Source organism: Ruegeria sp., from assembly GCF_965243365.1.
GTDB lineage: Bacteria > Pseudomonadota > Alphaproteobacteria > Rhodobacterales > Rhodobacteraceae > Ruegeria.
In genome coordinates this window covers 449,971-473,011 of record NZ_CBDEUW010000002.1, presented here as the reverse complement: position 1 = coordinate 473,011, position 23,041 = coordinate 449,971, and the positions used below count along the sequence as shown (strand labels likewise).

The window sequence follows — 23,041 nt, the reverse complement described above, 5'->3', positions numbered from 1 at the left end:
TGCCTGCCACCTGTTGGGCCCGGCTCGCGCTGGCGCGCGAGCCTGATCGCGGCCTTGCCAATCGGTTTTTCTTCGGTGCAGTGTGGCCGCACCATAATGGCATGTGAAGGTGGGCAGAATGATCCCGGTCAAAGGGTTTTCCGGACAAAAGGTTGCGGTTCTGGGCTTGGGCCGTTCGGGTCTTGCCACGGCACGTGCGCTGCGCGCCGGAGGGGCGGAGGCGCTGTGTTGGGACGACAACCCGGCCGCGCGTAAAAAGGCCGAAGCCGAAGGGTTTATTTGCACGGATTTACGCCGCAATGGTGTGTGTGACGGCGTGGCCTCGCTTATTGTCTCGCCCGGTATCCCGCATCTATACCCCGAGCCGAATCCGGTCGTGGTGGCCGCGCTGGAGGCCGGGGTGCCTGTGGACAACGATATCGGCCTGTTCTTTCGTTCTTTTGCCGGACCCGAGTGGAACACTTTCGACATCCCTCCGCGCGTGATTGCAGTAACGGGATCGAACGGGAAATCGACCACGGCAGCGCTTATCCACCATATTCTGACCGAGGCGGGGCGCGAGTCGCAGTTGGCCGGGAATATTGGACGAGGGGTTTTGGATATTGATCCGGGGGGCAATGGATCAGTCGTCGTGTTGGAGTTGAGCAGCTATCAGACCGAGCTGGCGCGTGCGCTGACGCCGGACGTCGCTGTTTTTACCAACCTGTCGCCGGATCATCTGGATCGCCACGAAGGTATGGGGGGATACTTCGCTGCCAAGCGGCGCCTGTTTGCAGAGGGCGGGCCAGACCGCGCCGTAATTGGGGTGGATGAGACCGAAGGTGCGTTTCTGGCCGGGCAAATGGCCGAAGGCCCGGCAGACGACCGTGTGATCCGGATTTCTGTTGATCGCAAGCTGACCGGCCCGGGTTGGCAGGTCTTTGCGCGCAAAGGATTCCTGTCGGAATACCGCAAGGGGCGGCAGGCCGGGTCAATCGATTTACGCGGGATCAAGGGCCTGCCGGGGGCACATAACCACCAAAACGCCTGTGCCGCGTATGCAGCCTGTCGTGCGCTGGGCCTCGCCCCGCGCGTGATCGAGCAGGCGATGCACAGTTTCCCCGGTCTGCCGCATCGCAGCCAGATCATCGCAGAAGCGAACGGGGTGACCTATGTGAACGATTCCAAGGCAACAAATGTGGATAGTGCTCTGAAAGCCCTGAACGCATTTGACCGGATACGCTGGATTTGCGGTGGCCTTGAAAAAGACGGCGGCATCGCGGCCTTGAACGAGGCTGGTGAGCGGGTTCTCAAAGCGTATGTGATTGGGCGCGAGGCAGCATCGTTTGGGATGCAGCTAAAGGTCGACAACGCGGTTTGTACGGATATGGCATCGGCAGTGGAACAGGCCATGGCGGATGCTCAGCCGGGCGACACGGTGCTGCTGGCCCCGGCAGCGGCCAGTTTCGACCAATATGACAATTTTGAACAGCGTGGTGAGGATTTTGCCGAGCAGGTTCGGCAAAGGCTGCCCGAATAGGTATTTGCAATAGATCGCCGGTTGGGCGAAGCTGCGATGCTATCAGCTTGACGCGCCAAAATTATTGGTTTTGCCTGCCTGCAAATTCAACACGAGGTTATGATTATGCCATACCGTAAGTTCTCTGTGATCCTGCCCGCCATTCTGGTTGTGGGTGCATGCACCAATGTGGGTGCGAATTATCAGCCAATTGTCGACGGCCCCGTTGGTCCAAACTACAACGCGGATCTGGCACAATGCCAGGCATTGGCCCGGTCGCAGCCGACGGTAGACAGTAATACTGCCGGAGCGGCCGCAATCGGCGCTGCGGGTGCGGCGGGGACCAAAGCCATCATCGATGACAGCGCCAGCGATCTGGGACGCGCCGCCGTGGCTGGTGCACTGGTCGGTGCCGGTGCAAGCGCCATCCAGAATACTCAGAATCAAGAAGTCATCGTGCGCAACTGCATGCGCGGGCGCGGCTACAACGTGGTCGGTTAACCGGCGATTGCTTTCCCTGCGGCGTAGCCCGATGACCACGCCCACTGGAAGTTGTAGCCACCCAACCAACCGGTGACATCCACCGCTTCGCCAATTGCATAGAGGCCAGGGACTTCCTTGGCCTCCATTGTTTTTGAGGACAGGCCATCGGTGTTGATCCCGCCCAGAGTGACCTCGGCCGTTCGATACCCTTCCGTTCCCGATGGCAATAGCTGCCAGTCGGACAAACGTGCGATCAGGTCCTTCAGCGCTGTATCGGACTGATCAGCAAGGTTTCCGGCCATCGGAACCTGTTGGCCCAGATAGTCGATAAGCCGAGCAGGCAGATGGCGCGCCATCTCGGTCTTCAGGGCTTTTCGCCCGGCCGTTTGCCGCTGCGCGCGGAGCAGGTCGAGCAAGGGCAGGTCGGGGATCAGATTTACGGAAACCGCCTCGCCCTCGCGCCAGTATGAGGACAGTTGCAGAACAGCAGGCCCGCTGAGGCCGCGATGCGTGAACAGCAGAGCTTCGTCAAAGCTTGCGCGGGCATTGGTCAGACGGGCAGGGACAGAGACGCCCGACAGGTCCCTGAACCGGCCATCGGGGAATGTGAACGGTACCAAAGCCGCCCGGGTTTCAGTGATTTCCAGGCCAAATTGTTGCGCGATATCATAGGCCAACCCGGTGGCCCCCATCTTGGGGATCGATTTGCCACCCGTCGCCAGCACCAGATTGCGGCAACTCAGGCTGTGTCTTTGCCCGTCCCGCTCGACCTCCATGCGGAACTCATTATCCGTTTTGTTCAGGTTGCGCAGAGAGGTTTGTAGCCACAATTCGCCCCCAGCGCGTTCCATCTCAGCCAACAACATGGCAATGATCTGTTTTGACGAACCGTCGCAGAACAATTGCCCCAGTGTCTTCTCATGCCATGCAATGTCATGGCGCTGCACCAGATCGACGAAATCCCACTGTGTATACCGTGCCAGTGCAGACTTACAGAAATGCGGGTTGCCGGACAAAAAGTTCTCGGGGCCCGCATGCATATTGGTGAAATTGCACCGCCCACCGCCCGAGATGCGGATTTTCTCGCCCGGTGCTTTCGCATGATCGATCACCAGCACGCGCCGGCCGCAATGAGCCGCACACATCATACCGGCAGCGCCGGCACCCAGAATGATCGTGTCAAATGTCATAGGGTGCCCTTGGCTTGAATTCCGCCGAATGACAAGAGGGAGCGGATGCGTCGTCATCTGCGCAGGCTATTATAGCGGAACCGAAAATCCTGGTTCCGAGCCCGCAAAACGCATTGTATTCAGCGGCCAGTGGCCTTAGTGAATTCGCAGGCCAATGCTGACGCAGACGCCTTGCCCGCGTGGTGGAATGGTAGACACAAGAGACTTAAAATCTCTGGGCCGGAAGGCCGTGCCGGTTCGAGTCCGGCCGCGGGTACCACTGCTGACATGTTCAGGTCGGATAACGCCGTTCCTGGATCAAATGCCAAGGCCTTTGGTCGGCGGTTGAAGTCAAACGTTGATGTGAGCGTTGAAGCCTACACCTTCCAAATTCTGCATGTTACCGTCTGATCAAACCAACTTCGGAGGGGAAATGATGCCACTGACAGTTAAGTCCATGCTTGAAGACGCAAACGCCGTGATCGAACGGATTGATACAGCGCGGGCAAAAGCCTTGATGGGGCAGGGTGCGCTTTTGTTGGATGTCCGTGATGCGCCCGAGCTGGATGGCGCGGGTCGGGCGGCCGGCGCGCATCATATTCCACGCGGTATGCTGGAGTTTCGGGCTGATCCCGATTTGCCGTCTCATGATGCCGAACTGAGAATGGACCGTCCGATCATCCTGTTCTGCGCGGCCGGTGGGCGCGCGGCTTTGGCGGGGAAGCTGCTGAAAGACATGGGATACCAGCAAGTCTACAATATGGGCGGGCTTAAAGATTGGGTGAATGGCGGCGGTGAGCTGGCCTGACCCCGGACCTTGCTGAGGTTTAAGCCGTTGATCTGACACAGATCAAAGCGCGACGCATTCCATTCTCGTAATGTAAGGTTCTGAAGTTATCACAGCAGGACCTTCTACATGATACGCCTTGCAGCCATGTTGTATTCGTTGATCGCCACAGCAGTCGCAGGCACCGCTGTGATCGCAGTTTTGTCCGCTGGCATGGTGTCGGCTGCGGCTATAGTGGTGGCGGCCGGGGTTGGGGCTGTCATGGCGGCACCGGTTGCGTGGCTGGTGGCGAAACGCCTGTATCAAGGCACGTGATCAGGCGTTCAGGAAGGCGCGGACTGCAGCCTCGAACTCACGGGGTTTCTCGGCGTGCAGCCAGTGGCCTGCGCCAGGGATTTTGGCAAATCGCGCCGAAGGGAACAGGCTGCGAATTCGGTCGCGATGTTCAGGCAGAACATAGTCGGAGTCTGCCCCAGACAAAAACAGAGCCGGGCCGTTCCAGGATGATGAAATTTCGGGAAAGCCCATAATCTTGGGCATCTGATCGGCCAGAACATCCAGATTCAAACGCCATTTCTTTTCGTCTGTGTCCAGCGATTGCGTGAAAAAGCTCTGCAAAGCGGGCTCAACGCCCTGTTCCCCCAACTGCTCTTGCGCGTCCGACCGTCGATGCACCCGGGACATGTCGACTGCGCGCATCGCTTCGATGAACTGTATCTGACTGTGGCCATAGGCCACCGGAGCGATATCGGCCACAACAAGCTTGCGAACCAAATCACCATGGCTGAGGGCCAGAACCATCGCTGCCTTGCCGCCCATCGAATGCCCAAGCATGTCAACCGGCCCGCCAATGCTGCGGATAACTTCGGCCAGATCGTCTGCCAGATGCGGATAATCGTGCTGATCATCCCATTTGCTGTAAGCATGGTTGCGCATGTCTACGGCGATCACCTGCCGCTCGTCCGACAGCCTGCGTGCGATAACACCCCAGTTCCGGGCCGAGCCATACAGCCCATGCGCAATCAGTAAAGGAGGGTTTTCGGTCGGCTCGCCATGGATAATCGTGTTCAGCATGAAGCCCGTGATACAAGCCACTGCGTGGAACAGCCAGCCCCATTGTGGCCTGTATCAAGCGTCGCTACATTGCGCGGTCAGGAGGCCTCATGTCGAACGACACCGATATTCAGACCCGGATCGCCGAAACGATCCAATTGCTGCGTAAAAAGCTCGGCGTGCGGGACAAAACTCTGGCCGCGTCTGTGCGGCGTGCAAGGCGGAGGTTGCCGCGGACCGTCTACAAGCAAGCGCTGGTACTGGCACGGGCCGAAGCGATGATGGATCACCCCAGGCTGAGGTTGGTAGTTGATACGCCAGCCTTGCAAAAAGCGTCGGACGACGTTCAGACACACCTGAGGTCCATCGACCTCGCAGATCGTCGCCGGGGCTGGGTTTTGAGCGTTCTTGGCTCGATCGCACTGGGGATTCTGGTGCTTGGAGGGGTGATCATCTTCGTACTCAGGTGGCGCGGTCTGATCTGATCGAGGGATTAAGTTCGCGATTCAAGCATATGATTTCAAAAGATAACGGCGCCCGGGGTGGGCGCCGTTTCGGTGTTTTTTGTTGGCTCAGAGGTTTGGATATAGCGGGAACCGCGCGCAAAGATCGGCGACTTCGGCTTTGACCTTAGCCTCTACCGCTCCGTTGCCATCTTCACCGTTGACTGCAAGTCCGTCGACAACTTCGATGATCCAATCGGCGATCTGGCGGAATTCGATCTCACCAAAGCCGCGCGTGGTTCCAGCGGGTGAACCCAGACGGATGCCGCTGGTGACGGTGGGTTTTTCCGGGTCAAATGGCACGCCGTTCTTGTTGCAGGTGATATGCGCACGTCCCAAAGCCTTCTCGGTCGCGTTGCCCTTGACGCCTTTGGGGCGCAGGTCAACGAGAACCACATGGGTGTCGGTGCCGTGTGTCACAGTGTCCAGCCCGCCCTTGATCAGCTGATCCGACAGAGCCTGCGCGTTGGTTACCACCTGCTGGATATAGCTTTTGAACTCGGGGCGCAGCGCCTCGCCAAAGGCCACGGCCTTGGCCGCGATCACATGCATCAGCGGGCCGCCCTGAATGCCGGGGAAGATGGCCGAGTTCACTTTCTTGGCAATATCTTCATCGTCGGTCAGGATCATGCCGCCGCGCGGACCGCGCAGGGTTTTGTGCGTTGTGGTGGTCGCCACATGCGCATGCGGGAAGGGCGAGGGATGCGCGTCTGCCGCGACCAGACCGGCGAAATGCGCCATGTCCACGTGCAGATAGGCACCGACCATGTCGGCGATCTCGCGCATCCGGGCAAAATCAATGATGCGGGGAATGGCCGACCCGCCCGCGATGATCAGTTTGGGCTGGTGCTCTTTCGCCAATGCCTCGACCTGATCATAGTCCAGCATGTTGTCTTCCTTGCGGACGCCGTATTGCACCGCGTTGAACCACTTGCCCGACTGGTTCGGGCGGGCACCGTGGGTCAGGTGACCGCCTGCGTCCAGGCTCATACCCAGAATAGTGTCGCCCGGTTTGATCAATGCTTGGAACACGCCTTGGTTGGCCTGAGAGCCCGAGTTGGGCTGAACATTGGCGAAACCACAGCCAAACAGTTCCTTGGCGCGGTCGATGGCGAGGTTTTCGGCCATGTCGACGAACTGGCAACCGCCATAGTAGCGGCGACCGGGATAGCCCTCGGCGTATTTGTTGGTCATCACCGAGCCCTGCGCCTCCATCACGGCGGCAGAGGCGATGTTTTCGGACGCGATCAACTCGATCTCGTCGCGCTGACGGCCCAACTCGGATGTGATTGAGCCGAACAGCTCGGGGTCACGGTCGGCAAGGGATTGCGTGAAGAAACCGGTATCTCGGGGGGTGGCGTTCATGGGGGCTCCGACTGACTGGGGTATGTTTGGCGGATTTCCTATCGGAAACCGTATGCCCGAGAAAGGCTGTAAAGCGACGAATTGGCCCGCTTGGGCGTCAAGTCTGGCCTAATGCGGAAAGGTGTGTTTGTTTCGGAACCAAATGTGCAGCACCGGAAACCGAAATTGATGACTAAGAGAATCGCCTTTCTTGCCAGCGACGTTCCTGTGGCGCAGATCGCGCGGGATGCGTTAGTGGCGCGTTACGGCAATTCGGCACCGCTGGATGCCGATGTCGTGGTTGCACTTGGTGGGGATGGCTTCATGCTGCACACGCTGCACGGAATTCAACATCTCGACACGCCGGTCTACGGTATGAATCGCGGGACCATCGGATTCCTGATGAATGAATATGCTGAAACCAATTTGATGCAACGCCTTGCCGAAGCTGAAGAAGAGGTCATCAACCCTCTGGTCATGACGGCGATGAATCGGGCGGGCAAACAGCACAACGCGCTGGCGATCAATGAGGTCTCGCTGCTGCGTGCTGGTCCGCAGGCCGCGCGGCTGAGGATCAGCGTCGATAATCGCGAGCGTATGGCCGAACTTGTCTGCGATGGCGCGCTTCTGTCCACTCCGGCGGGATCAACGGCCTATAACTATTCCGCACACGGGCCGATTGTGCCCATCGGCGCGGACGTTCTGGCGTTGACACCCATAGCGGCATTTCGGCCCCGGCGCTGGCGCGGGGCCCTGTTACCCAAGGGGGCGCAAGTCAGGTTTGATGTGATCGAGGCCGACAAACGCCCGGTTATCGTGGCCGCCGACTCGGTTTCTTTCCCGGACATAGACTGGGTCGAGATTCGGTCTGAACCTGCGGTGCAGCACAGAATCCTTTTCGACCCGGGGCACGGTCTGGAGGAGCGCCTGATTTCCGAGCAGTTCACCTGAAAACTGCCTTGGAACGGTGCATTCTTTCACGTTGTGTGAACTAGTTCACATGCAAGCCACACACGCTTTGTTAACCTAATCGTGCCCGGAGAACACGCCAGGGTGGAAGTGAGTGGCCATCCAACGGTGTTTTCGAATGATTGCGCAGTATACGCGCTGGCGAGGGTGGGTGGTGCCACGCTCGTCATCAGAAATCCGGGCATATTTTAGTATGCGGACCCCGGGCTCAAAAACCCGGGGTCAATTTTTGTCAGGGCTCAGCCGCCATTTTATCCCAGAGAACCGGGGCCATCTGGCCGATCCGCGATTCGATTGCCGCGGCGGCATCAACGGCCATATCTTCGCGCCACCGCCGGGCGGCGATTTGAACATTGATCGGCTGTGGCCCGGTCGGCAATTCCGCCAACCGTGCGGGAACGCATGCGGCGGGTAACCCCAGGAAGTTCATTGCATAGGAATAAACAGCACAGCCCAAGACCTCGTGCACACCCTCGACCCCTTCGGTATCGCGATCTGGCTTGAAAAAAGGTTGTGGCAGGAAGGGTGAAAGGATCAACGGGAAGTCCTGCAAAAACAGAGACCACTCGCGGGCATAATGGCTGCGTTTGGCCATCATTTGCAGCAGTTCGGTGCCAAGGATTGGCGGGAACTCCTGAAAGTAGACATCGAATATGTCGCGGATCGTCTGTGATCCTGCGCCCTCGATATCGTTTTTCATCAGGGACAGCACCTCACCCATCAACGCACGGTAACCGTTGCGACCGCATTCAAACACATCGGGGGGATCGATCTCCTCGACCAAATAACCGGCATCAGCCAAGGCATCACGTGCAGCATCCAGTGCTTTTTCAACCTCGGGGTGCAGGGCATAACCAAAGGTGTTTTTGGTGAATGCAACCTTTATTGGGCTTTCCAGTTCTTGCCCCCGCCATGGCATCGGAACGTGAAACGGGTCGCGCGGGTCGGCTGAGATCAGGCTGGGCATCGACAGGTGCAGGTCCGCCGCCGAGCGCGTGATCAACCCCTGCACTGACATTGATTGCGCCAGCAGGCCGCGTTCGGCCTTTTGCCCGGGGTTCCATGCAGCGACGCGGCCAAGGCCGGGTTTCACGGTTACTGCACCATTTGCCGCTGCGGGAAATCGCAAGCTGCCGCCGATGTCATTGCCATGCCCCAGCGCGCCAATACCAGCCATCACTGCCGCCCCTGCGCCACCCGAAGATCCACCGGGTGAGATATGTTGGCCCCATGGATTATGGGTACGGCCATGCAGCGGGTTGTCCGTGTCGGCGCGGAAGGAAAACTCTGGCGTGTTCGTGCGCCCGATCACCACCGCGCCCGCGTTCAGCAAGTTGGTCACAACCGGGGCATCATCTGGCGCTATCGCTTCTTGCAAGGCAATTACGCCGTTTGTGGTGGCGTGGCCTTTCTGGTCGACATTTATCTTGATGGTGACCGGAACCCCATGCAGCGGCCCCGTAGGGGCGCCTTTTGCGCGGTTTTGGTCAAGTGCGCGCGCGCGTTCCAGCGCCTCGGTGCGCAGGTCTTCGACCACTGCATTCAGGCCGGGATTGACCTGATCCATGCGGTTCAGAGCGGACTGAACAGCACCCTCTGCGCTCAGGTCGCCGGCGCGGGTGCGTTCCGTAAGCTCGGTGGCGCTCAGACGCCAGATGTCGGTATGTGCCATATGCCCTCGCTATCTTGACTTGACAGTAGGGGGCCCGTGGCAGGTTGCAAGAGAAACCACTGAAGCGGGCGGTGGAACCGCCCATCCCAGAATTATTGAGCGTACCCGATGGTTTGCAGAGCTACCGTGATCTCGTCGAGAATGGCCGGATCATCAATAGTTGCGGGCATTTTGTAGTCTTTCCCATCGGCAATCGACACCATCGTCCCGCGCAGGATCTTACCCGAGCGGGTTTTGGGCAGGCGATCCACAACCACGGCAAGTTTGAACGCTGCAACTGGCCCGATCTTTTCACGAACCATTTTGACGACTTCATGCGCGACGTCTTCGTGCGCGCGCTCTGACCCGGCATTCAGGCACAGAAAGCCAACGGGCATCTGGCCTTTCAACTGGTCCGACACACCGATCACCGCACATTCCGCCACGTCCGGATGGGCGGCCAGAACTTCTTCCATTCCGCCTGTGGACAGACGGTGCCCCGCCACGTTGATCACGTCATCGGTGCGCGCCATGATATACAGGTATCCATCCTCGTCGATCATGCCTGCGTCGCCGGTTTCATAGTATCCGGGGAACTGGTTCAGATACGAGCTTTTGAACCGGTCTTCCGCATTCCAAAGCGTCGGCAAAGTACCGGGGGGCAGGGGGAGTTTTACCGCAATGGCTCCAAGCTGCCCGGGTTTCATCGGGTGGCCGCCTTCGTCAAGGATTTGCACGTCGTACCCCGGCATCGGTTTCGCGGGCGAACCCAGCTTGACCGGCAGTTCCTCGACCCCCAGCGGGTTGCCTGCAATGGTCCAGCCGGTTTCTGTCTGCCACCAATGGTCGATGACCGGCACTTTCAGTGCATCCTGCGCCCATTCGATCGTATCCGGGTCTGCCCGTTCGCCGGCTAGGAAAAGGGCGCGAAGACAAGACAGGTCATATTTCGCCAGCATTTCACCTTTAGGGTCCTCGCGTTTGACGGCGCGGATGGCGGTAGGGGCGGTGAAGAAGCTTTTGACATTGTGCTCAGAGATCACGCGCCAGAACGTCCCTGCGTCGGGGGTGCCGACGGGTTTACCCTCGAACACGATGGTCGTGTTGCCATGGATCAGCGGTGCGTAGCAGATGTAGGAATGTCCCACGACCCAGCCCACATCTGACGCCGCCCAGAATACGTCGCCCGGATCGACATCGTAGATGTTCTTCATCGTCCAGTTAAGGGCCACCAGATGCCCGGCGGTCGGGCGTACAACGCCCTTGGGCGCCCCGGTGGTGCCCGAGGTATAAAGGATATAGGCCGGATCATTGCCAGCCACAGGGACACATTCCGCAGGTTCGACGCCATATTGGAACCCGTGCCAGTTGACATCGCGGCCTTCGATCAACTGGGCAACCTCTTGCTCGCGCTGAAAAATTACGCAGAATTCAGGCTTGTGGTCTGCCATGTCGATGGCCCCGTCCAGCAGAGGCTTGTAATGCACGACCCGTCCCGGCTCCATCCCGCAGGAGGCTGCGATAATGGCCTTGGGTTTTGCATCGTCAATACGTACCGCCAGTTCGTTGCTGGCAAAGCCACCGAATACGACCGAATGCACAGCACCCAGACGGGCGCAGGCCAGCATCGCCTCAAGCGCTTCGGGGATCATCGGCATGTAAATGATGACGCGGTCGCCCTTTTCAACGCCTTTCGCGCGCAGTGCACCCGCAAGGTTGGCCACGCGATTGCGCAGCTCGACGTAAGAGATCTCACGTTTGGTGTGGGTAATCGGGCTGTCGTAGATGATGGCTGTCTGTTCTCCGCGCCCGTTTTCCACATGGCGGTCGACGGCGTTCCAGCAGGTGTTCACTTTGGCGTCACAGAACCATTCGTAAAGCGGCGCATTGTCATCAAACAGCGCTTTGCTGGGGGGCTGCACCCAATCGATCCCTTGCGCGGCCTGCATCCAGAACGCTTCGGGGTCCGACTTCCAGCCTTCGTAAACAGCCTGATACGTCATGGTAACTCCTCCTACTACCACTATGCACTGTGTACGGCGTCCCATCGGTACCCGACAAGCGACGCGCAGGACGGCGCGTCAGTTTATCGCAAAATCTTTGCAGAATGTTACGAGTTGACCTGCAAACTTTTGCAAATATCCAAAGAGTAAGGGTATTGAGATTAACCGTCTGAACACTTTGCAAAACTGCAAAGTATTTTGTGCAAAGCTGAAGTCCCAAATAGAATCACAGCGGGCCTCGTCACAAAGCCCGCTGACATCACCGCCCGCGCTAACCGTAATGTGCGACCGGAGTCCCAGCGATAGCGGCCATGTTCAAAAGCCCTCGTGCGGTGATGGATGGCGTCACAATATGCGCCTTGTTCCCCATGCCCATCAGAATTGGACCAACCTCTAGCCCATCGGCCTTCATCTTTAGGATATTTCGGACACCACTGGCCGCGTCCGCATGGGCAAAGATCAGTACATTGGCAGAACCTTGCAGTCGCGAATTCGGGAAGATCCGGTCTCGCAGCGCAGGATCCAGCGCCGCATCCAGGTTCATTTCTCCTTCGTAGATAAAATCCCGGGGCTGACTGTCCAGAATCTCAATCGCTGCGCGCAGACGTTTTCCCGATCCTTCTGCCTGATTGCCGAACTGAGACTGCGAACAGAACGCAATCTTGGGTTCGATCCCAAACCGCCGCACATGTCGTGCAGCGCCCAGCGTGCTTTCCGCAAGCTCTTCCGGTGACGGCAACTGCCGCACATGGGTATCGGCAATGAACAAAGGGCCGTCTTCCAGGATCATCAGCGAAAGCGCACCATGCGGACGCAGATCACCGTCGTCAAAAATCTGTTCGATATAGTTCAAGTGCCAACGGTATTCCCCGAAGGTGCCGCAAATCAGGCTGTCGGCCTCGCCCCGACGGACCATGATCGAGCCGATTGCCGTCGTATTTGTACGCATGACCGCTTTGGCCAGGTCGGGGGTCACCCCACGGCGCTGCATGATCTCATGATACGAGTTCCAGTAGTCGTAATAGCGCGGGTCGTTTTCTGGATTCACGATCTGAAAATCCTGCCCCGGGCGCACCGACAGGCCCAGTCGCTCGCAGCGCGCGTTGATGACGTCGGGGCGACCGATCAGAATCGGTGTTTCAGTGGTTTCTTCCAGAATCGCCTGAGCCGCCCGTAGAACGCGTTCATCTTCTCCTTCTGCAAAAACGATCCGGCGGGATGCAGCGGCGGCGGCCTCGAACACAGGTCGCATCAGCAGGGCAGACTTGAACACAGTCTGGTTCAGTTTTTCCTTATAGGCCTCGATATCGTCGATAGGTCTTTTGGCGACGCCGCTGTCCATCGCTGCCTTAGCAACCGACGAGGAGACAACGCCCACCAGCCGCGGGTCAAACGGTTTGGGAATCAGGTAGTCCGGCCCGAAGGTCAGTTGCTCACCTTTATAGGCTGCGGCTGCTTCGGCACTGGTTGTCGCGCGGGCCATGTCAGCGATGCCGTCCACGCAGGCAATCTGCATCTCGTCATTGATCTCGGTCGCTCCGGCATCCAAGGCGCCCCGAAAGATGAACGGAAAGCACAGGACGTTGTTGACCTGGTTGGGGAAGTCGCTGCGCCCGGTCGCGATGATCGCGTTCGGAGCCACTTCGCGCGCATCATCAGGCAGGATTTCCGGTGTCGGGTTGGCCAGCGCAAAAATAATCGGACGGTCTGCCATACGCTTGACCATGTCCGGTTTCAGCACATTGGGACCGCTGAGGCCCAGAAACAGGTCGGCACCATCGATCACATCGTCCAGCGTGCGCAGGTCGGATTTCTGAGAGAACTGGTCCTTATGAGGGTTCATATCCTCAGCCCGACCTTCGTAGACCAATCCGTGAATATCACACAGCCAGATGTTCTCGCGCTTGACGCCAAGCTTTACGAGCATGCTCAGGCAAGCGATCCCCGCTGCGCCACCGCCGGTTGAAACGATCTTGATGTCTTCAAACTTTTTGCCGGCTACGTGCAAGGCGTTTTTGGCCGCTGCGCCTACAACGATGGCCGTGCCGTGCTGGTCATCGTGGAAAACCGGGATGTTCATGCGCTCACGACATAGCTTTTCTACGATAAAACAGTCAGGGGCCTTAATGTCCTCCAGATTGATCGCCCCGAAGGTAGGTTCCAGCGCGCAGACAATGTCGGCCAGTTTTTCAGGGTCGGGTTGGTCAACCTCGATATCAAAACAGTCGATGCCCGCGAATTTCTTGAACAGGACGGCCTTGCCCTCCATCACTGGTTTTGAGGCCAGAGCGCCAATATTGCCAAGTCCCAACACAGCCGTGCCATTTGACACAACCGCCACAAGGTTGCCGCGTGCTGTGTATTTCTCGGCGTTGGCGGCATCGCTTTTGATTTCAAGGCTGGCCTCGGCCACGCCCGGCGAATAGGCCCGCGCCAGATCACGACCGTTGGCCATCGGTTTGATGGCCTTGATCTCCAGCTTCCCTGGCTTTGGATGCGCGTGATAGTCAAGCGCGGCTTGGCGCAGGTTGGGTGTGTCGGACATGTCGACTCATCTCCCTTTCGAGAATTGGTTTAGGGCTAAACTATTTTTACAACTTTGGCCATGACGTTACGTTCCGAGTGAATTTTCCGCTTACTTTAAAAGAAACGTCCGCGGTGTTCTTTTCAATTGGCATTTTAGTTTCTGTTCTGATGGGATGGTCGAAAGATACGATCAAAGAGACATCCCATGCACCATACACCAGACTCGAGATTGACGCTCGCCGAAATCCGCTTGCCCACCGATGAGTTGCGCGACGATATCCCGTTCTATACCAAAGTGTTGGGGATGCGGATGGATATGATCTATCCGGCAGACGACCCAATAACGGCTGTGTTTTCGGGGCACGGGCTGAGGTTGCGCATAGAGAAGGGCGCGCCAGAAGCTCCGGGTACTTTGCGTATTCTGACAGAAGATCCGGATGGGTTTGCCGATGGAAAACGCAGCTTGACTGCACCAAACGGCACGCGGGTCGAAATCGAAGACCGCAACCCGCCTCTGGTTATGCCGGACACGGTACATTCTTTTGTTGTGCGCAGGCTCAAGGATCAAGCGCCGTGGATTATCGGGCGTGCGGGCATGCACTATCGCGATCTTGTTCCAGATCGTCTGGGCGGGTCGATTATCGCCAGCCATATTCGCATCCCGGACGGTGGCCCGGTGCCTGATATGGTGCATTTCCACAAAGTCGGGTTTCAGCTGATCTTTTGTATCCACGGCTGGGTTGACGTGGTTTACGAAGATCAGGGCGAGAAGATGCGGCTGACCGCTGGTGACTGCTTTATTCAACCGCCCGAAATCCGGCACCGGGTGCTGGAAGCTTCGGACAATGTGCAGGTCATTGAAATCGGTGTGCCTGCCGAGCATGTCACTGAGATTGACCACGATATGGATTTGCCGACCCCTCATTTCCGGCCTGATCGCGAATGGCAGGGTCAGCGGTTCGTTTACAATCAGGCCAAGGATGCGAAATGGGGGCCGTTCCGATTGCCCGGCTATATTTGCCGTGACACAACGATTGCCGAGAACACCAAAGGCGTCGCGGGGGTACAGGTGATCCGCCGGGGGCAGGGCGATCCGCAATGGGCCAGCCATGATACCGATATCCACTTTACCTTTGTGATGAACGGTGAGGTTACATTGGAAGGCGAGGGGCGCGAGCCGTTCCGGTTGGAACAAGGTGACGCCTTTGTCATTCCCCCCGGAATGCGGACACGGCTGTCTGATCCGTCTGACAGTGTTGAACTGCTTGAGGTTACTCTGCCCGGAACGTTTACGACGACTTTGGGCTAGCTTGAAAATCGCTGTGGAAAAAGGCGTGGCAGGGCTTCAATTCCCCACCGCGTTTGAATTAGGTTACGACATTCTGACCAGATGATCAAAAATTGGGGAATCGCCATGCCGCTAAAAGACACTGCCTTGTCCGTTCGCGAAAACGCCTACGCGCCCTATTCGAATTTCAAGGTGGGTGCGGTGGTCCGTTCGGCTTCGGGTGTGGTCTATTCCGGCTGCAATGTTGAAAACGTGGCCTATCCCGAGGGGACCTGCGCCGAAGCCGGGGCCATTGCCGCTATGGTCGCGGCCGGTGAGCAGGAACTGGTCGAGGTTTATGTCGTCGCCTCCAGTCCCGAGCCCGTCCCGCCCTGCGGTGGATGCCGTCAAAAGCTGGCCGAGTTCGGCAAGGCAGACGTGCCGGTGACACTGGCGACCACGGATGGAGCTGAGCTGAAAACAACGATTGGTCAGCTTTTGCCCGGCGCGTTTGATGCATCGCATATGGAAGGCTCCTAAGCCGATGGACGCACGTTCGATCATTGCCAGGCTGCGTCGGCATGAGGTTCCCTCGCGTGATGAACTGATCTGGTTCGCGCATGGGCTTGCCGATGGTGGGGTCAGCGATGCACAGGCCGGGGCTTTCGCCATGGCGGTCTGCATGGGTGGGCTGGGCGCGCAGGGGCGTGCCGATCTGACCGTCGCCATGCGCGACAGCGGAGAGGTGCTGACCTGGGATTTCGATGGTCCGGTGATTGACAAGCATTCGACCGGAGGGGTCGGGGATTGTGTCAGCCTGGTGCTGGCCCCGGCGCTGGCTGAATGTGGGGCTTATGTTCCGATGATTTCGGGCCGCGGTCTGGGGCATACGGGCGGAACGCTGGATAAGCTTGAGGCCATCCCGGGTGTAACGACCCAGATCGGGCAGACGCGCCTGACGCAAATCCTGAAAGAAGCAGGGGCAGCTATTGTCGGCGCGACCGGACAGATCGCACCCGCCGACAAGCGTCTTTATGCCGTGCGGGATGTAACGTCGACGGTCGAGAGCCTCGACCTGATCACCGCGTCGATCCTGTCCAAGAAACTTGCGGCCAGTCCGGATGCGTTGGTTCTGGACGTCAAGGTCGGCACCGGCGCGTTTATGAAAACCCATGACGAGGCCCGCAAGCTGGCACAGGCGCTGACAGAGACGGCCAATGCCGCCGGGTGCCGGACCTCTGCCGTGATCACCGATATGCATCAGCCGCTGGCCCCGGCGCTGGGCAATGCGTTGGAAGTGGCCGAAGTGATGAAGGTACTCACCAGCGGTGGCGTATCGCCTTTGGCCGAGATTTCGGCTGAGCTGGGGGGCACTCTTCTGGCTGACGCGGGCATGTGCGACAGTTTCGAAGAAGGCTATGCGCGGATATCCGAGATTATTCGCTATGGGCGCGCAGCGGACCGCTTTGGCCGCATGATAGCAGCTGTTGGCGGGCCGGTTCATTTCGTCGACAATTGGTCGCGGTTCTTACCCGAAGCAAATGTCATTCAAGAAGTTCCCGCGCCGCGGGATGGGTATGTCTCAGCAATAAATGGTGAGGCGCTGGGTCTTGCTGTCGTTGCGTTGGGGGGCGGGCGTCAGGTCGAAAGCGACGAGATCGATCCGGCCGTTGGCCTGTCAAACATGCAGCGTCTGGGTGCGCGCGTTGCCAAGGGTGAGCCTTTGGCGGTTGTTCATGCCGCCCGGGAGGAAGCCGCGCGTCAGGCTGTGGCGACTGTTCTTCAAGCCTTGACGATCAGCGCGGAACCCGTGGACGTGCCCAACCTTGTTTATGAAAGGATCACCGCATGAGCCGCGCCTTTCTGGTGGTGATGGATTCGGTCGGTATAGGTGGTGCGCCGGATGCGGATCGGTTTTTTAACGGGGAAACACCCGATATAGGCGCAAATACGCTGGCGCATATCGCGCAGGCCTGTGCCAAAGGCCGGGCCGAGGAGGGACGGTCAGGGCCGTTGCACCTGCCGAACCTTGACGCTTTGGGATTGGGTGCGGCCACGCGGTTGGCGTCAGGTGATGCCACGCCCGGTCTACAGGCGCTGCCCACGGGGCGTTGGGGCTGCGCACGGGAACATTCGCCGGGCAAGGACACGCCTTCAGGACATTGGGAACTGGCCGGGCTGCCTGTTCCGTGGGACTGGCACTATTTTCCCGATACTGTGCCAACCTTTCCCGCCGACCTGAGCCGCGCCGCTGCCGAAGCCGCCGGAACACGGGGCATTCTGGGCGATTGCCACGCTTCCGGCACTGCCATCATTGCCGAGTTGGGTGCCGAGCATATGCGGACGGGTTGGCCGATTTGCTACACCTCGGCCGACAGCGTGTTCCAGATCGCAGCGCATGAGGAGAGTTTTGGCCTCGACCGGCTGCTGGACATGTGCCGTACCCTTGCACCGCGTTTGCATGAGATGAAGGTGGGTCGGGTCATCGCGCGGCCTTTCGTTGGTTCGCCGGAAGAGGGGTTCACCCGCACGACAAATCGCAAGGATTTTGCCATTCTGCCACCAGCCCCGGCTCTGACCAACTGGGCGCAGGACGCCGAGCGGCATGTGTATGCGGTGGGTAAGATCGGCGACATCTTCTCGATGCAGGGGATCGATAGCTTGCGCAAGGGCTCGGATGCCGAACTGATGGGGCACCTGTCTGATCTGGTGGACGACGCCGAGGATGGCAGCCTGACCTTCGCCAATTTCGTTGAGTTCGACAGCCTGTATGGCCACCGTCGCGACATCAGCGGCTATGCCCGCGCGCTGGAATGGTTTGACCGGGAAATCGGGCCGATCATATCGCGCTTGCGTCCGGGCGATCTGATGCTGCTGACGGCCGACCATGGTAACGACCCCAGTTGGATCGGCACTGATCACACACGCGAACAGGTGCCTGTCCTGATTGCCGGGCAAGGTGCCGGAGAAATCGGTGCCGTCAACTTCGCTGATGTAGCCGCAAGCATTTCCCACCACCTGAACATTCCGGCACAAGGGCCGGGAAAGAGTTTTCTATGACCGTTGCCGACCTGCCCAAGATCGAACTGCATCTGCATCACGAAGGCGCAGCTCCGCCAGCGTTCATCCGACAGCTTGCGCATGAAAAGCGTATCGACCTGAGTGGAATTTTCAAACCGGACGGGTCGTATGATTTTCGCGATTTTGCTCATTTTCTCAACGTGTACGAGGCCGCTTGCGAAGTGCTGAAAACGCCCGAGGATTTCCGTCGCCTGACACTGGCGATCCTTGAAGAAAGCGCGGCGAACGGTGTGGTGTATTCAGAAACCTTCCTCAGCCCCGATTTCTGCGGTGGCGGTGACCTGCATGCCTGGCGGGACTACCTGAACGCCATTCAGGACGCAGCCGATGAGGTAGAGCGCAAGTTCGATATCACCCTGCGCGGTGTCGTGACCTGTGTCCGCCATTTCGGACCCGAGCGGGCGAAGATCAGCGCCCATTGCGCCGCCGAGACAGTTGGGGACTGGATCACCGGTTTCGGCATGGGCGGCAACGAAGCCGTGGGTGCTCAGGGTGATTTCCAATGGGCCTTTGATTGCGCTCGCGAGGCGGGTCTGCGTCTGACAACTCATGCCGGAGAGTTCGGCGGCCCTGAAAGTGTGCGGGATGCGATCCGTGATCTGGGGGTTGAGCGCGTTGGTCACGGAGTCCGCGCCATTGAAGACCCTGATCTGGTCAACGAACTGGTTGATCGGGGCATCACGCTTGAGGTTTGTCCCGGATCGAACGTGGTTTTGGGCCTGTTTCCCGGCTTCGACGCCCATCCGATTGCGAAACTGCGCGATGCTGGGGTCAAAGTCACCGTTTCCACCGATGATCCGCCGTTTTTTCATACCACCATGCGGCGCGAATATGAGATGCTGAGCAAAGCCTTCGGCTGGCAGGCCGAGGATTTCGCCGCCCTGAACGAAACCGCCCTGAATGCGGCGTTCTGCGATGAAGACACCCGCGCGCGGGTCAAGAAAAGACTGGAGAGAACATGAGCGAACACCTGACCGTTGTTGATCACCCGCTGGTCCAGCACAAACTGACGCTCATGCGGGACAAGGGCACCTCGACCGCTGTATTCCGGCAGCTATTGCGCGAGATCACCCTGCTGCTGGCTTATGAGGTCACGCGCGAACTCAAGCTGACCACCCGCCATATTGAAACCCCGATGGAGGAGATGGACGCGCCCATTCTGGCGGGTAAGAAACTGGCGCTGGTCTCGATCCTGCGGGCCGGGAACGGGATGTTGGATGGGGTTCTGGAACTGATCCCTTCGGCCCGCGTCGGTTTTGTCGGTCTTTACCGCGATGAAGAGACGCTGAAGCCTGTGCAATATTACTTCAAGGCACCTGAAGGGCTGAAGGATCGTTTGGTTATCGCGGTTGATCCGATGCTCGCCACCGGCAACAGCTCGGCCGCCGCGATCGACTTGCTGAAAGAGGCGGGGGCCACCGATATCCGTTTCCTCTGCCTGCTGGCCGCGCCCGAGGGGGTAGAGCGGATGAAAGAGGCGCACCCGGACGTGCATATTGTCACCGCCGCATTGGATCGCCAGCTGAACTCGAAAGGGTATATCATGCCCGGGCTCGGCGATGCGGGTGACCGGATGTTCGGCACCAAGTAACCCGGCCTATTCTCCGCAGATATTTTGGAGCCGGACCCAGTCGCGGTCCGGCAGAACCTGCTCCAGCGTCCGCCCGGCCATCGGGTCGGCCTCAATCAGGCCCAGCACTGTTTCTCCGGTAATATCCAGAGCATAGGCGTAAGGGGTTGAGGGCAGAGCCGCTTGGGCAAAGATAGCCAACAGGTCATCGTCGTCGATTGCGGGCCGGGGCCGGGTCAGGACCTCTTCGGTATAGGTATCGATATTCGCTGCCGTTAACTGGCCGGTTGTCAACAGGCGGAATGCGGCTGCAGGTCCGGTTCGGTCCAGTAACTCGTCCAGTGGATCCTGGTATTCGGCCCGTGCCCGGGCGGCGATAATGTAGCCTGCAACAACCGCCGGATCTTCGTGATCCTCAACCAACGCACGGTTCAGCAAGACAGTGCCGCCCGGCAGGCTGAGGCTGTCCGGAACACCCGCCGGAAGAATGACGATCTGGCGCACACCAGCCCGCTTCGCCAGGCGATCCAGCGAGGCCTGAGCATCCGCCGATGTGCAGGCCCGTCCGGACACGCGCTCGATTCGTTGGAGGATGATCTGGGCAATTTCTTGCTGTTTGATATCAGGCACCACCGAGACCACATGGCGTTGAAGTGCTCCGGGCAGCCACAAAAGCAGCACCGCCAGCACAGCGATCACAACGCCTGCAACGGACAGCCATCGCAATCGCCCCGGATGTGGGCGCGCCCGGTCGATGGCACGCTGCAGGCGGTCGATGGCCTCAAGCATCGTCGTTTCGGTCTCGGCCAGTTCCAGTGTTTCGCCGGGATCTCCATCGGGATTGAATACTGCCGGGTAAGCGCCCGGATTTTGCCGCTCTAGCGCGGCCAAAGACCAGTGCGTCAGTGCCCGGTCGTTGAAATCCGAAATGGTCAGAGTCGCCTCTCCAATCGATACCACGACCTCACGCCTTTGCTCGTCGGGCGTGGGGCGCCACAGACCGGTCGCTTCGATCCGCTGATACTGTTTCAGGGCGGTCATCGGGTAACACTGCTCAGATTTTGTTTTGCCCGAATGTAGCACGGCAAAATCCTTTCGCGCAAACTTGTTGCGCTGCAATTCCAATTTGTGCTGGATACACTCGGATGGTCCGGCGCGGGCCCAAACAAATGCAGAAACGGGGTTCAGGTTGCAGGCAGACAAACCCACTTCGCCGATCTTGGCCGCAGTCCTTATGGTCGGTTCAATGGCTTTTATTGGCGTGACCGATAATGTTGTGGTCTTGCTGGCGGAATCCATGGGGTTATGGCAATTCCATTTCGTCCGCACTGTGCTGATGTTGCCGCTGATCGTCGGATTGTCTCTGATGGGGCTGGGCGGGCTGAGGCCACGGCGACCGGGGCCGGTTGCGCTACGCAGCTTGCTGGTAGCAGTTTCAATGTTGTTCTATTTTGCGGCTCTGGCAATAATGCCGATCGCGCAGGCATTGGCCGGGCTGTTTACCTCGCCGATTTTTGTTCTTTTGATCACAGCCCTGGTGATGAAGCAGCCTATTGGCCCATGGCGCATATTGGCTGTACTTATCGGATTTTGCGGCATCCTTTGTGTGTTGCAGCCGACGCCTTCGGATTTTGACTATCGGACATTGCTGCCGGTGGCTGGCGGATTCTTCTACGCCATCAGCGCTGTTTACACCCGCAGCCATTGTGTTGAAGAGAGTACCGTCTCGCTTTTGGCCGGGGTTGCGTTGGCGCTGGGGTTGGCCGGGGCGCTGGGTGTCTTGGTGCTGGCCATTGGCGGCGCGGCAGGGGCAGAGGGGTTTGTCACCCGCGGATGGGTTTGGGATATGCGACCAGCCGCGCCTTGGGTTGTGGCTCAGGCGGTTGGGTCAACCGCCGGCGTCTTCATGCTGATCAAGGCTTATCAGGTGGGTGAAACGTCCTATGCGGCGATTTTCGAGTACTCGGTGATGATCTTTGGGCCTCTTTTTGCCTGGTATGCGTTTGGGCAGACGGTTGGCATTATGCAGGTCATCGGCATCGGATTGATCGTTGCTGCGGGTGGGCTTTTAGGGTGGCGCTCCAGCAGGGTCATGGAGGAAAAATGATCAGGCAAATGCGCTTGGGGATTCGCGATATCTCCTGAGGTTTGGCGCGGCGAACAGTTTCCAAAATCGACTTAAAGCAAAAATAATACGTGCTGTTGTTAACCAATAACCACCCAAATTGGCTCATAATGGCCTTAATCCGGGTCAAATATGTCGGAAATAAGTCACCCACTCTTGTGTCGTGTTAACCCTATTAAAGTGTTTTTTGTTTGTGCCAAAGGGGGTTCGGCACGTGTTGGAAGTAGTGAGTATTTCGGGTTTTTCCGACGAAGCGGCGGGTGTTGAGCCGCCATCACAGCGCGGAGCGGTAACCGCGCGGCGGGGGGGGCTGGTGCACGGCACCAAGGTCGCCTCAACAAGCGGTTGGAAACGTGTAGAGAAACTTAAGGTCGGCGACCTGGTCCGTACCGTGGACGACGGGTTCAAAGAGGTCCGTCGTGTGTCGACCGATTTGGTCACCATCCCGGCCGGTGAAACGCGTGCCGACTGCCTGCCGGTGCAGGTTCCGTCCCGCGCGGCATACAATGGGCGTGTGGTTTGGTTGATGCCGGAACAGGGCATGGCCATTGACCACAGCAAGATCGATCCATCCCAGACAGAGATATCTGTCGTCGCCGCCAGATTGCTGAGCGGGACGTGCAGGCTCCGGTCACGGGCGCCCGCCTCAAGTTTTGAGGTCACCACATTGTTCTTCGATCAGGATCAGGTGATCTTTATCGAAGGCGGTTTGCAGGCCTATTGCCCGGCAGCCCGCTTTGGGACGCGGCCCGGTGCGGATCAAAAGACCTATCAGGTGATCGATGGTGAAACCGCCATGCTGGTGATTGATGCGATCGCCGACCGGGGCAACATGGCGGCCCTTGCAAACCCGTTGGGCGCCTTGCCTGCGCCGGTCCCAGGAGAGCCGATCTTTCCCATGAGGCCTGCAACGGGCCAGCGGCGCCCCGGGCGACCGGGACGCCCACCGCAGCCCACATTGTTCCTGCGGCCCGAGTGGATGATGCTAACTCATCAATAAAATGAACCCGGC

General features: G+C 58.8%; 21 protein-coding genes and 1 tRNA gene. 15 read left to right on the top strand and 7 right to left on the bottom strand.

Annotated features, from left to right (window positions below; genetic code table 11):
• The first annotated feature begins 118 nt into the window (after positions 1–118).
• Positions 119–1,519: a UDP-N-acetylmuramoyl-L-alanine--D-glutamate ligase gene (murD, locus tag ACP0GE_RS06065; protein WP_424831092.1), complete on the top strand. Its 1,401-nt coding sequence runs from the start codon at positions 119–121 to the stop codon at positions 1,517–1,519.
• A gap of 105 nt (positions 1,520–1,624) precedes the next feature.
• Positions 1,625–1,999, top strand: a complete 375-nt coding sequence (locus tag ACP0GE_RS06060; RefSeq protein WP_424831091.1) for a glycine zipper family protein — start codon at positions 1,625–1,627, stop codon at positions 1,997–1,999.
• On the opposite strand, the gene ACP0GE_RS06055 is transcribed toward ACP0GE_RS06060, so the two are convergent.
• Positions 1,996–3,171: an NAD(P)/FAD-dependent oxidoreductase gene (locus tag ACP0GE_RS06055; RefSeq protein WP_424831090.1), complete on the bottom strand. Its 1,176-nt coding sequence runs from the start codon at positions 3,169–3,171 to the stop codon at positions 1,996–1,998. The two genes, ACP0GE_RS06060 and ACP0GE_RS06055, sit on opposite strands and share 4 nt — an antisense overlap.
• Positions 3,172–3,344: 173 nt before the next feature.
• Between ACP0GE_RS06055 and ACP0GE_RS06050 the strand changes: the two genes are divergently transcribed.
• The 3 genes from ACP0GE_RS06050 (at position 3,345) to ACP0GE_RS06040 (ending at position 4,252) form a co-directional block, all read left to right on the top strand.
• Positions 3,345–3,430, top strand: a tRNA-Leu gene (locus ACP0GE_RS06050).
• Between the two features lie 156 nt (positions 3,431–3,586).
• Positions 3,587–3,958: a rhodanese-like domain-containing protein gene (locus tag ACP0GE_RS06045; protein ID WP_424833819.1), complete on the top strand. Its 372-nt coding sequence runs from the start codon at positions 3,587–3,589 to the stop codon at positions 3,956–3,958.
• A 108-nt stretch (positions 3,959–4,066) separates the two neighbouring features.
• Positions 4,067–4,252 (top strand): hypothetical protein, encoded by a 186-nt coding sequence (locus tag ACP0GE_RS06040; protein WP_424831089.1) that lies wholly within the window; start codon positions 4,067–4,069, stop codon positions 4,250–4,252.
• On the opposite strand, the gene ACP0GE_RS06035 is transcribed toward ACP0GE_RS06040, so the two are convergent.
• Entirely contained in the window at positions 4,253–5,011 is a 759-nt protein-coding gene (locus ACP0GE_RS06035; protein WP_424831088.1) for an alpha/beta fold hydrolase, read from the bottom strand. It lies immediately after the preceding gene.
• An 89-nt stretch (positions 5,012–5,100) separates the two neighbouring features.
• Between ACP0GE_RS06035 and ACP0GE_RS06030 the strand changes: the two genes are divergently transcribed.
• The gene (locus tag ACP0GE_RS06030) at positions 5,101–5,475 is read left to right on the top strand and encodes a hypothetical protein (RefSeq protein ID WP_424831087.1); all 375 of its coding nucleotides are present in this window, start codon (positions 5,101–5,103) and stop codon (positions 5,473–5,475) included.
• Positions 5,476–5,562: 87 nt separating this feature from the next.
• On the opposite strand, the gene glyA is transcribed toward ACP0GE_RS06030, so the two are convergent.
• A complete protein-coding gene (glyA, locus tag ACP0GE_RS06025) occupies positions 5,563–6,858 on the bottom strand; it encodes a serine hydroxymethyltransferase (protein ID WP_424831086.1) in 1,296 nt (431 codons plus the stop codon).
• 168 nt (positions 6,859–7,026) lie between these two features.
• Between glyA and ACP0GE_RS06020 the strand changes: the two genes are divergently transcribed.
• Positions 7,027–7,788 (top strand): NAD kinase, encoded by a 762-nt coding sequence (locus ACP0GE_RS06020; RefSeq protein ID WP_424831085.1) that lies wholly within the window; start codon positions 7,027–7,029, stop codon positions 7,786–7,788.
• 250 nt (positions 7,789–8,038) lie between these two features.
• Here the strand turns inward: ACP0GE_RS06020 and ACP0GE_RS06015 are convergent, their stop codons facing one another.
• From ACP0GE_RS06015 to ACP0GE_RS06005, 3 genes are all read right to left on the bottom strand, one after another.
• The gene (locus ACP0GE_RS06015) at positions 8,039–9,478 is read right to left on the bottom strand and encodes an amidase family protein (RefSeq protein ID WP_424831084.1); all 1,440 of its coding nucleotides are present in this window, start codon (positions 9,476–9,478) and stop codon (positions 8,039–8,041) included.
• A gap of 92 nt (positions 9,479–9,570) precedes the next feature.
• Entirely contained in the window at positions 9,571–11,460 is a 1,890-nt protein-coding gene (gene prpE / locus ACP0GE_RS06010; RefSeq protein ID WP_424831083.1) for a propionate-CoA ligase PrpE, read from the bottom strand.
• A 271-nt stretch (positions 11,461–11,731) separates the two neighbouring features.
• A complete protein-coding gene (locus tag ACP0GE_RS06005) occupies positions 11,732–14,005 on the bottom strand; it encodes an NADP-dependent malic enzyme (protein ID WP_424831082.1) in 2,274 nt (757 codons plus the stop codon).
• Positions 14,006–14,191: 186 nt separating this feature from the next.
• Between ACP0GE_RS06005 and ACP0GE_RS06000 the strand changes: the two genes are divergently transcribed.
• From ACP0GE_RS06000 to upp, 6 genes are all read left to right on the top strand, one after another.
• On the top strand, positions 14,192–15,295 hold the full coding sequence (locus ACP0GE_RS06000) for a cupin domain-containing protein (protein ID WP_424831081.1): 1,104 nt from the start codon (positions 14,192–14,194) through the stop codon (positions 15,293–15,295).
• A 105-nt stretch (positions 15,296–15,400) separates the two neighbouring features.
• Complete coding sequence (locus tag ACP0GE_RS05995; RefSeq protein ID WP_424831080.1) at positions 15,401–15,793, top strand: cytidine deaminase; 393 nt, start codon at positions 15,401–15,403, stop codon at positions 15,791–15,793.
• 4 nt (positions 15,794–15,797) lie between these two features.
• Entirely contained in the window at positions 15,798–17,105 is a 1,308-nt protein-coding gene (locus ACP0GE_RS05990; protein ID WP_424833818.1) for a thymidine phosphorylase, read from the top strand.
• Complete coding sequence (locus ACP0GE_RS05985) at positions 17,102–18,313, top strand: phosphopentomutase (RefSeq protein WP_424831079.1); 1,212 nt, start codon at positions 17,102–17,104, stop codon at positions 18,311–18,313. The genes ACP0GE_RS05990 and ACP0GE_RS05985 overlap by 4 nt, the downstream gene beginning before the upstream one ends.
• The gene (locus ACP0GE_RS05980; protein WP_424831078.1) at positions 18,310–19,296 is read left to right on the top strand and encodes an adenosine deaminase; all 987 of its coding nucleotides are present in this window, start codon (positions 18,310–18,312) and stop codon (positions 19,294–19,296) included. Before ACP0GE_RS05985 ends, ACP0GE_RS05980 begins: the two co-directional genes overlap by 4 nt.
• Positions 19,293–19,925 (top strand): uracil phosphoribosyltransferase, encoded by a 633-nt coding sequence (upp, locus tag ACP0GE_RS05975; RefSeq protein WP_424831077.1) that lies wholly within the window; start codon positions 19,293–19,295, stop codon positions 19,923–19,925. The genes ACP0GE_RS05980 and upp overlap by 4 nt, the downstream gene beginning before the upstream one ends.
• A gap of 6 nt (positions 19,926–19,931) precedes the next feature.
• Here the strand turns inward: upp and ACP0GE_RS05970 are convergent, their stop codons facing one another.
• Positions 19,932–20,945 (bottom strand): hypothetical protein, encoded by a 1,014-nt coding sequence (locus tag ACP0GE_RS05970; protein WP_424831076.1) that lies wholly within the window; start codon positions 20,943–20,945, stop codon positions 19,932–19,934.
• Positions 20,946–21,138: 193 nt separating this feature from the next.
• On the opposite strand from ACP0GE_RS05970, the gene ACP0GE_RS05965 reads away from it, so the two are divergent.
• Both ACP0GE_RS05965 and ACP0GE_RS05960 read left to right on the top strand, forming a co-directional pair.
• Complete coding sequence (locus tag ACP0GE_RS05965; RefSeq protein ID WP_424833817.1) at positions 21,139–22,011, top strand: DMT family transporter; 873 nt, start codon at positions 21,139–21,141, stop codon at positions 22,009–22,011.
• 232 nt (positions 22,012–22,243) lie between these two features.
• The gene (locus ACP0GE_RS05960; RefSeq protein WP_424831075.1) at positions 22,244–23,029 is read left to right on the top strand and encodes a Hint domain-containing protein; all 786 of its coding nucleotides are present in this window, start codon (positions 22,244–22,246) and stop codon (positions 23,027–23,029) included.
• The last annotated feature ends 12 nt before the right edge of the window (positions 23,030–23,041 follow it).

Excerpts from the sequence above, each read along its gene's own strand:
- murD (WP_424831092.1), top strand. The coding sequence starts at position 119 with ATGATCCCGGTCAAAGGGTTTTCCGGACAAAAGGTTGCGGTTCTGGGC.
- ACP0GE_RS06060 (WP_424831091.1), top strand. The coding sequence starts at position 1,625 with ATGCCATACCGTAAGTTCTCTGTGATCCTGCCCGCCATTCTGGTTGTG.
- ACP0GE_RS06055 (WP_424831090.1), bottom strand. The coding sequence starts at position 3,171 with ATGACATTTGACACGATCATTCTGGGTGCCGGCGCTGCCGGTATGATG.
- ACP0GE_RS06045 (WP_424833819.1), top strand. The coding sequence starts at position 3,587 with ATGCCACTGACAGTTAAGTCCATGCTTGAAGACGCAAACGCCGTGATC.
- ACP0GE_RS06040 (WP_424831089.1), top strand. The coding sequence starts at position 4,067 with ATGATACGCCTTGCAGCCATGTTGTATTCGTTGATCGCCACAGCAGTC.
- ACP0GE_RS06035 (WP_424831088.1), bottom strand. The coding sequence starts at position 5,011 with ATGCTGAACACGATTATCCATGGCGAGCCGACCGAAAACCCTCCTTTA.
- ACP0GE_RS06030 (WP_424831087.1), top strand. The coding sequence starts at position 5,101 with ATGTCGAACGACACCGATATTCAGACCCGGATCGCCGAAACGATCCAA.
- glyA (WP_424831086.1), bottom strand. The coding sequence starts at position 6,858 with ATGAACGCCACCCCCCGAGATACCGGTTTCTTCACGCAATCCCTTGCC.
- ACP0GE_RS06020 (WP_424831085.1), top strand. The coding sequence starts at position 7,027 with ATGACTAAGAGAATCGCCTTTCTTGCCAGCGACGTTCCTGTGGCGCAG.
- ACP0GE_RS06015 (WP_424831084.1), bottom strand. The coding sequence starts at position 9,478 with ATGGCACATACCGACATCTGGCGTCTGAGCGCCACCGAGCTTACGGAA.
- prpE (WP_424831083.1), bottom strand. The coding sequence starts at position 11,460 with ATGACGTATCAGGCTGTTTACGAAGGCTGGAAGTCGGACCCCGAAGCG.
- ACP0GE_RS06005 (WP_424831082.1), bottom strand. The coding sequence starts at position 14,005 with ATGTCCGACACACCCAACCTGCGCCAAGCCGCGCTTGACTATCACGCG.
- ACP0GE_RS06000 (WP_424831081.1), top strand. The coding sequence starts at position 14,192 with ATGCACCATACACCAGACTCGAGATTGACGCTCGCCGAAATCCGCTTG.
- ACP0GE_RS05995 (WP_424831080.1), top strand. The coding sequence starts at position 15,401 with ATGCCGCTAAAAGACACTGCCTTGTCCGTTCGCGAAAACGCCTACGCG.
- ACP0GE_RS05990 (WP_424833818.1), top strand. The coding sequence starts at position 15,798 with ATGGACGCACGTTCGATCATTGCCAGGCTGCGTCGGCATGAGGTTCCC.
- ACP0GE_RS05985 (WP_424831079.1), top strand. The coding sequence starts at position 17,102 with ATGAGCCGCGCCTTTCTGGTGGTGATGGATTCGGTCGGTATAGGTGGT.
- ACP0GE_RS05980 (WP_424831078.1), top strand. The coding sequence starts at position 18,310 with ATGACCGTTGCCGACCTGCCCAAGATCGAACTGCATCTGCATCACGAA.
- upp (WP_424831077.1), top strand. The coding sequence starts at position 19,293 with ATGAGCGAACACCTGACCGTTGTTGATCACCCGCTGGTCCAGCACAAA.
- ACP0GE_RS05970 (WP_424831076.1), bottom strand. The coding sequence starts at position 20,945 with ATGACCGCCCTGAAACAGTATCAGCGGATCGAAGCGACCGGTCTGTGG.
- ACP0GE_RS05965 (WP_424833817.1), top strand. The coding sequence starts at position 21,139 with ATGGTCGGTTCAATGGCTTTTATTGGCGTGACCGATAATGTTGTGGTC.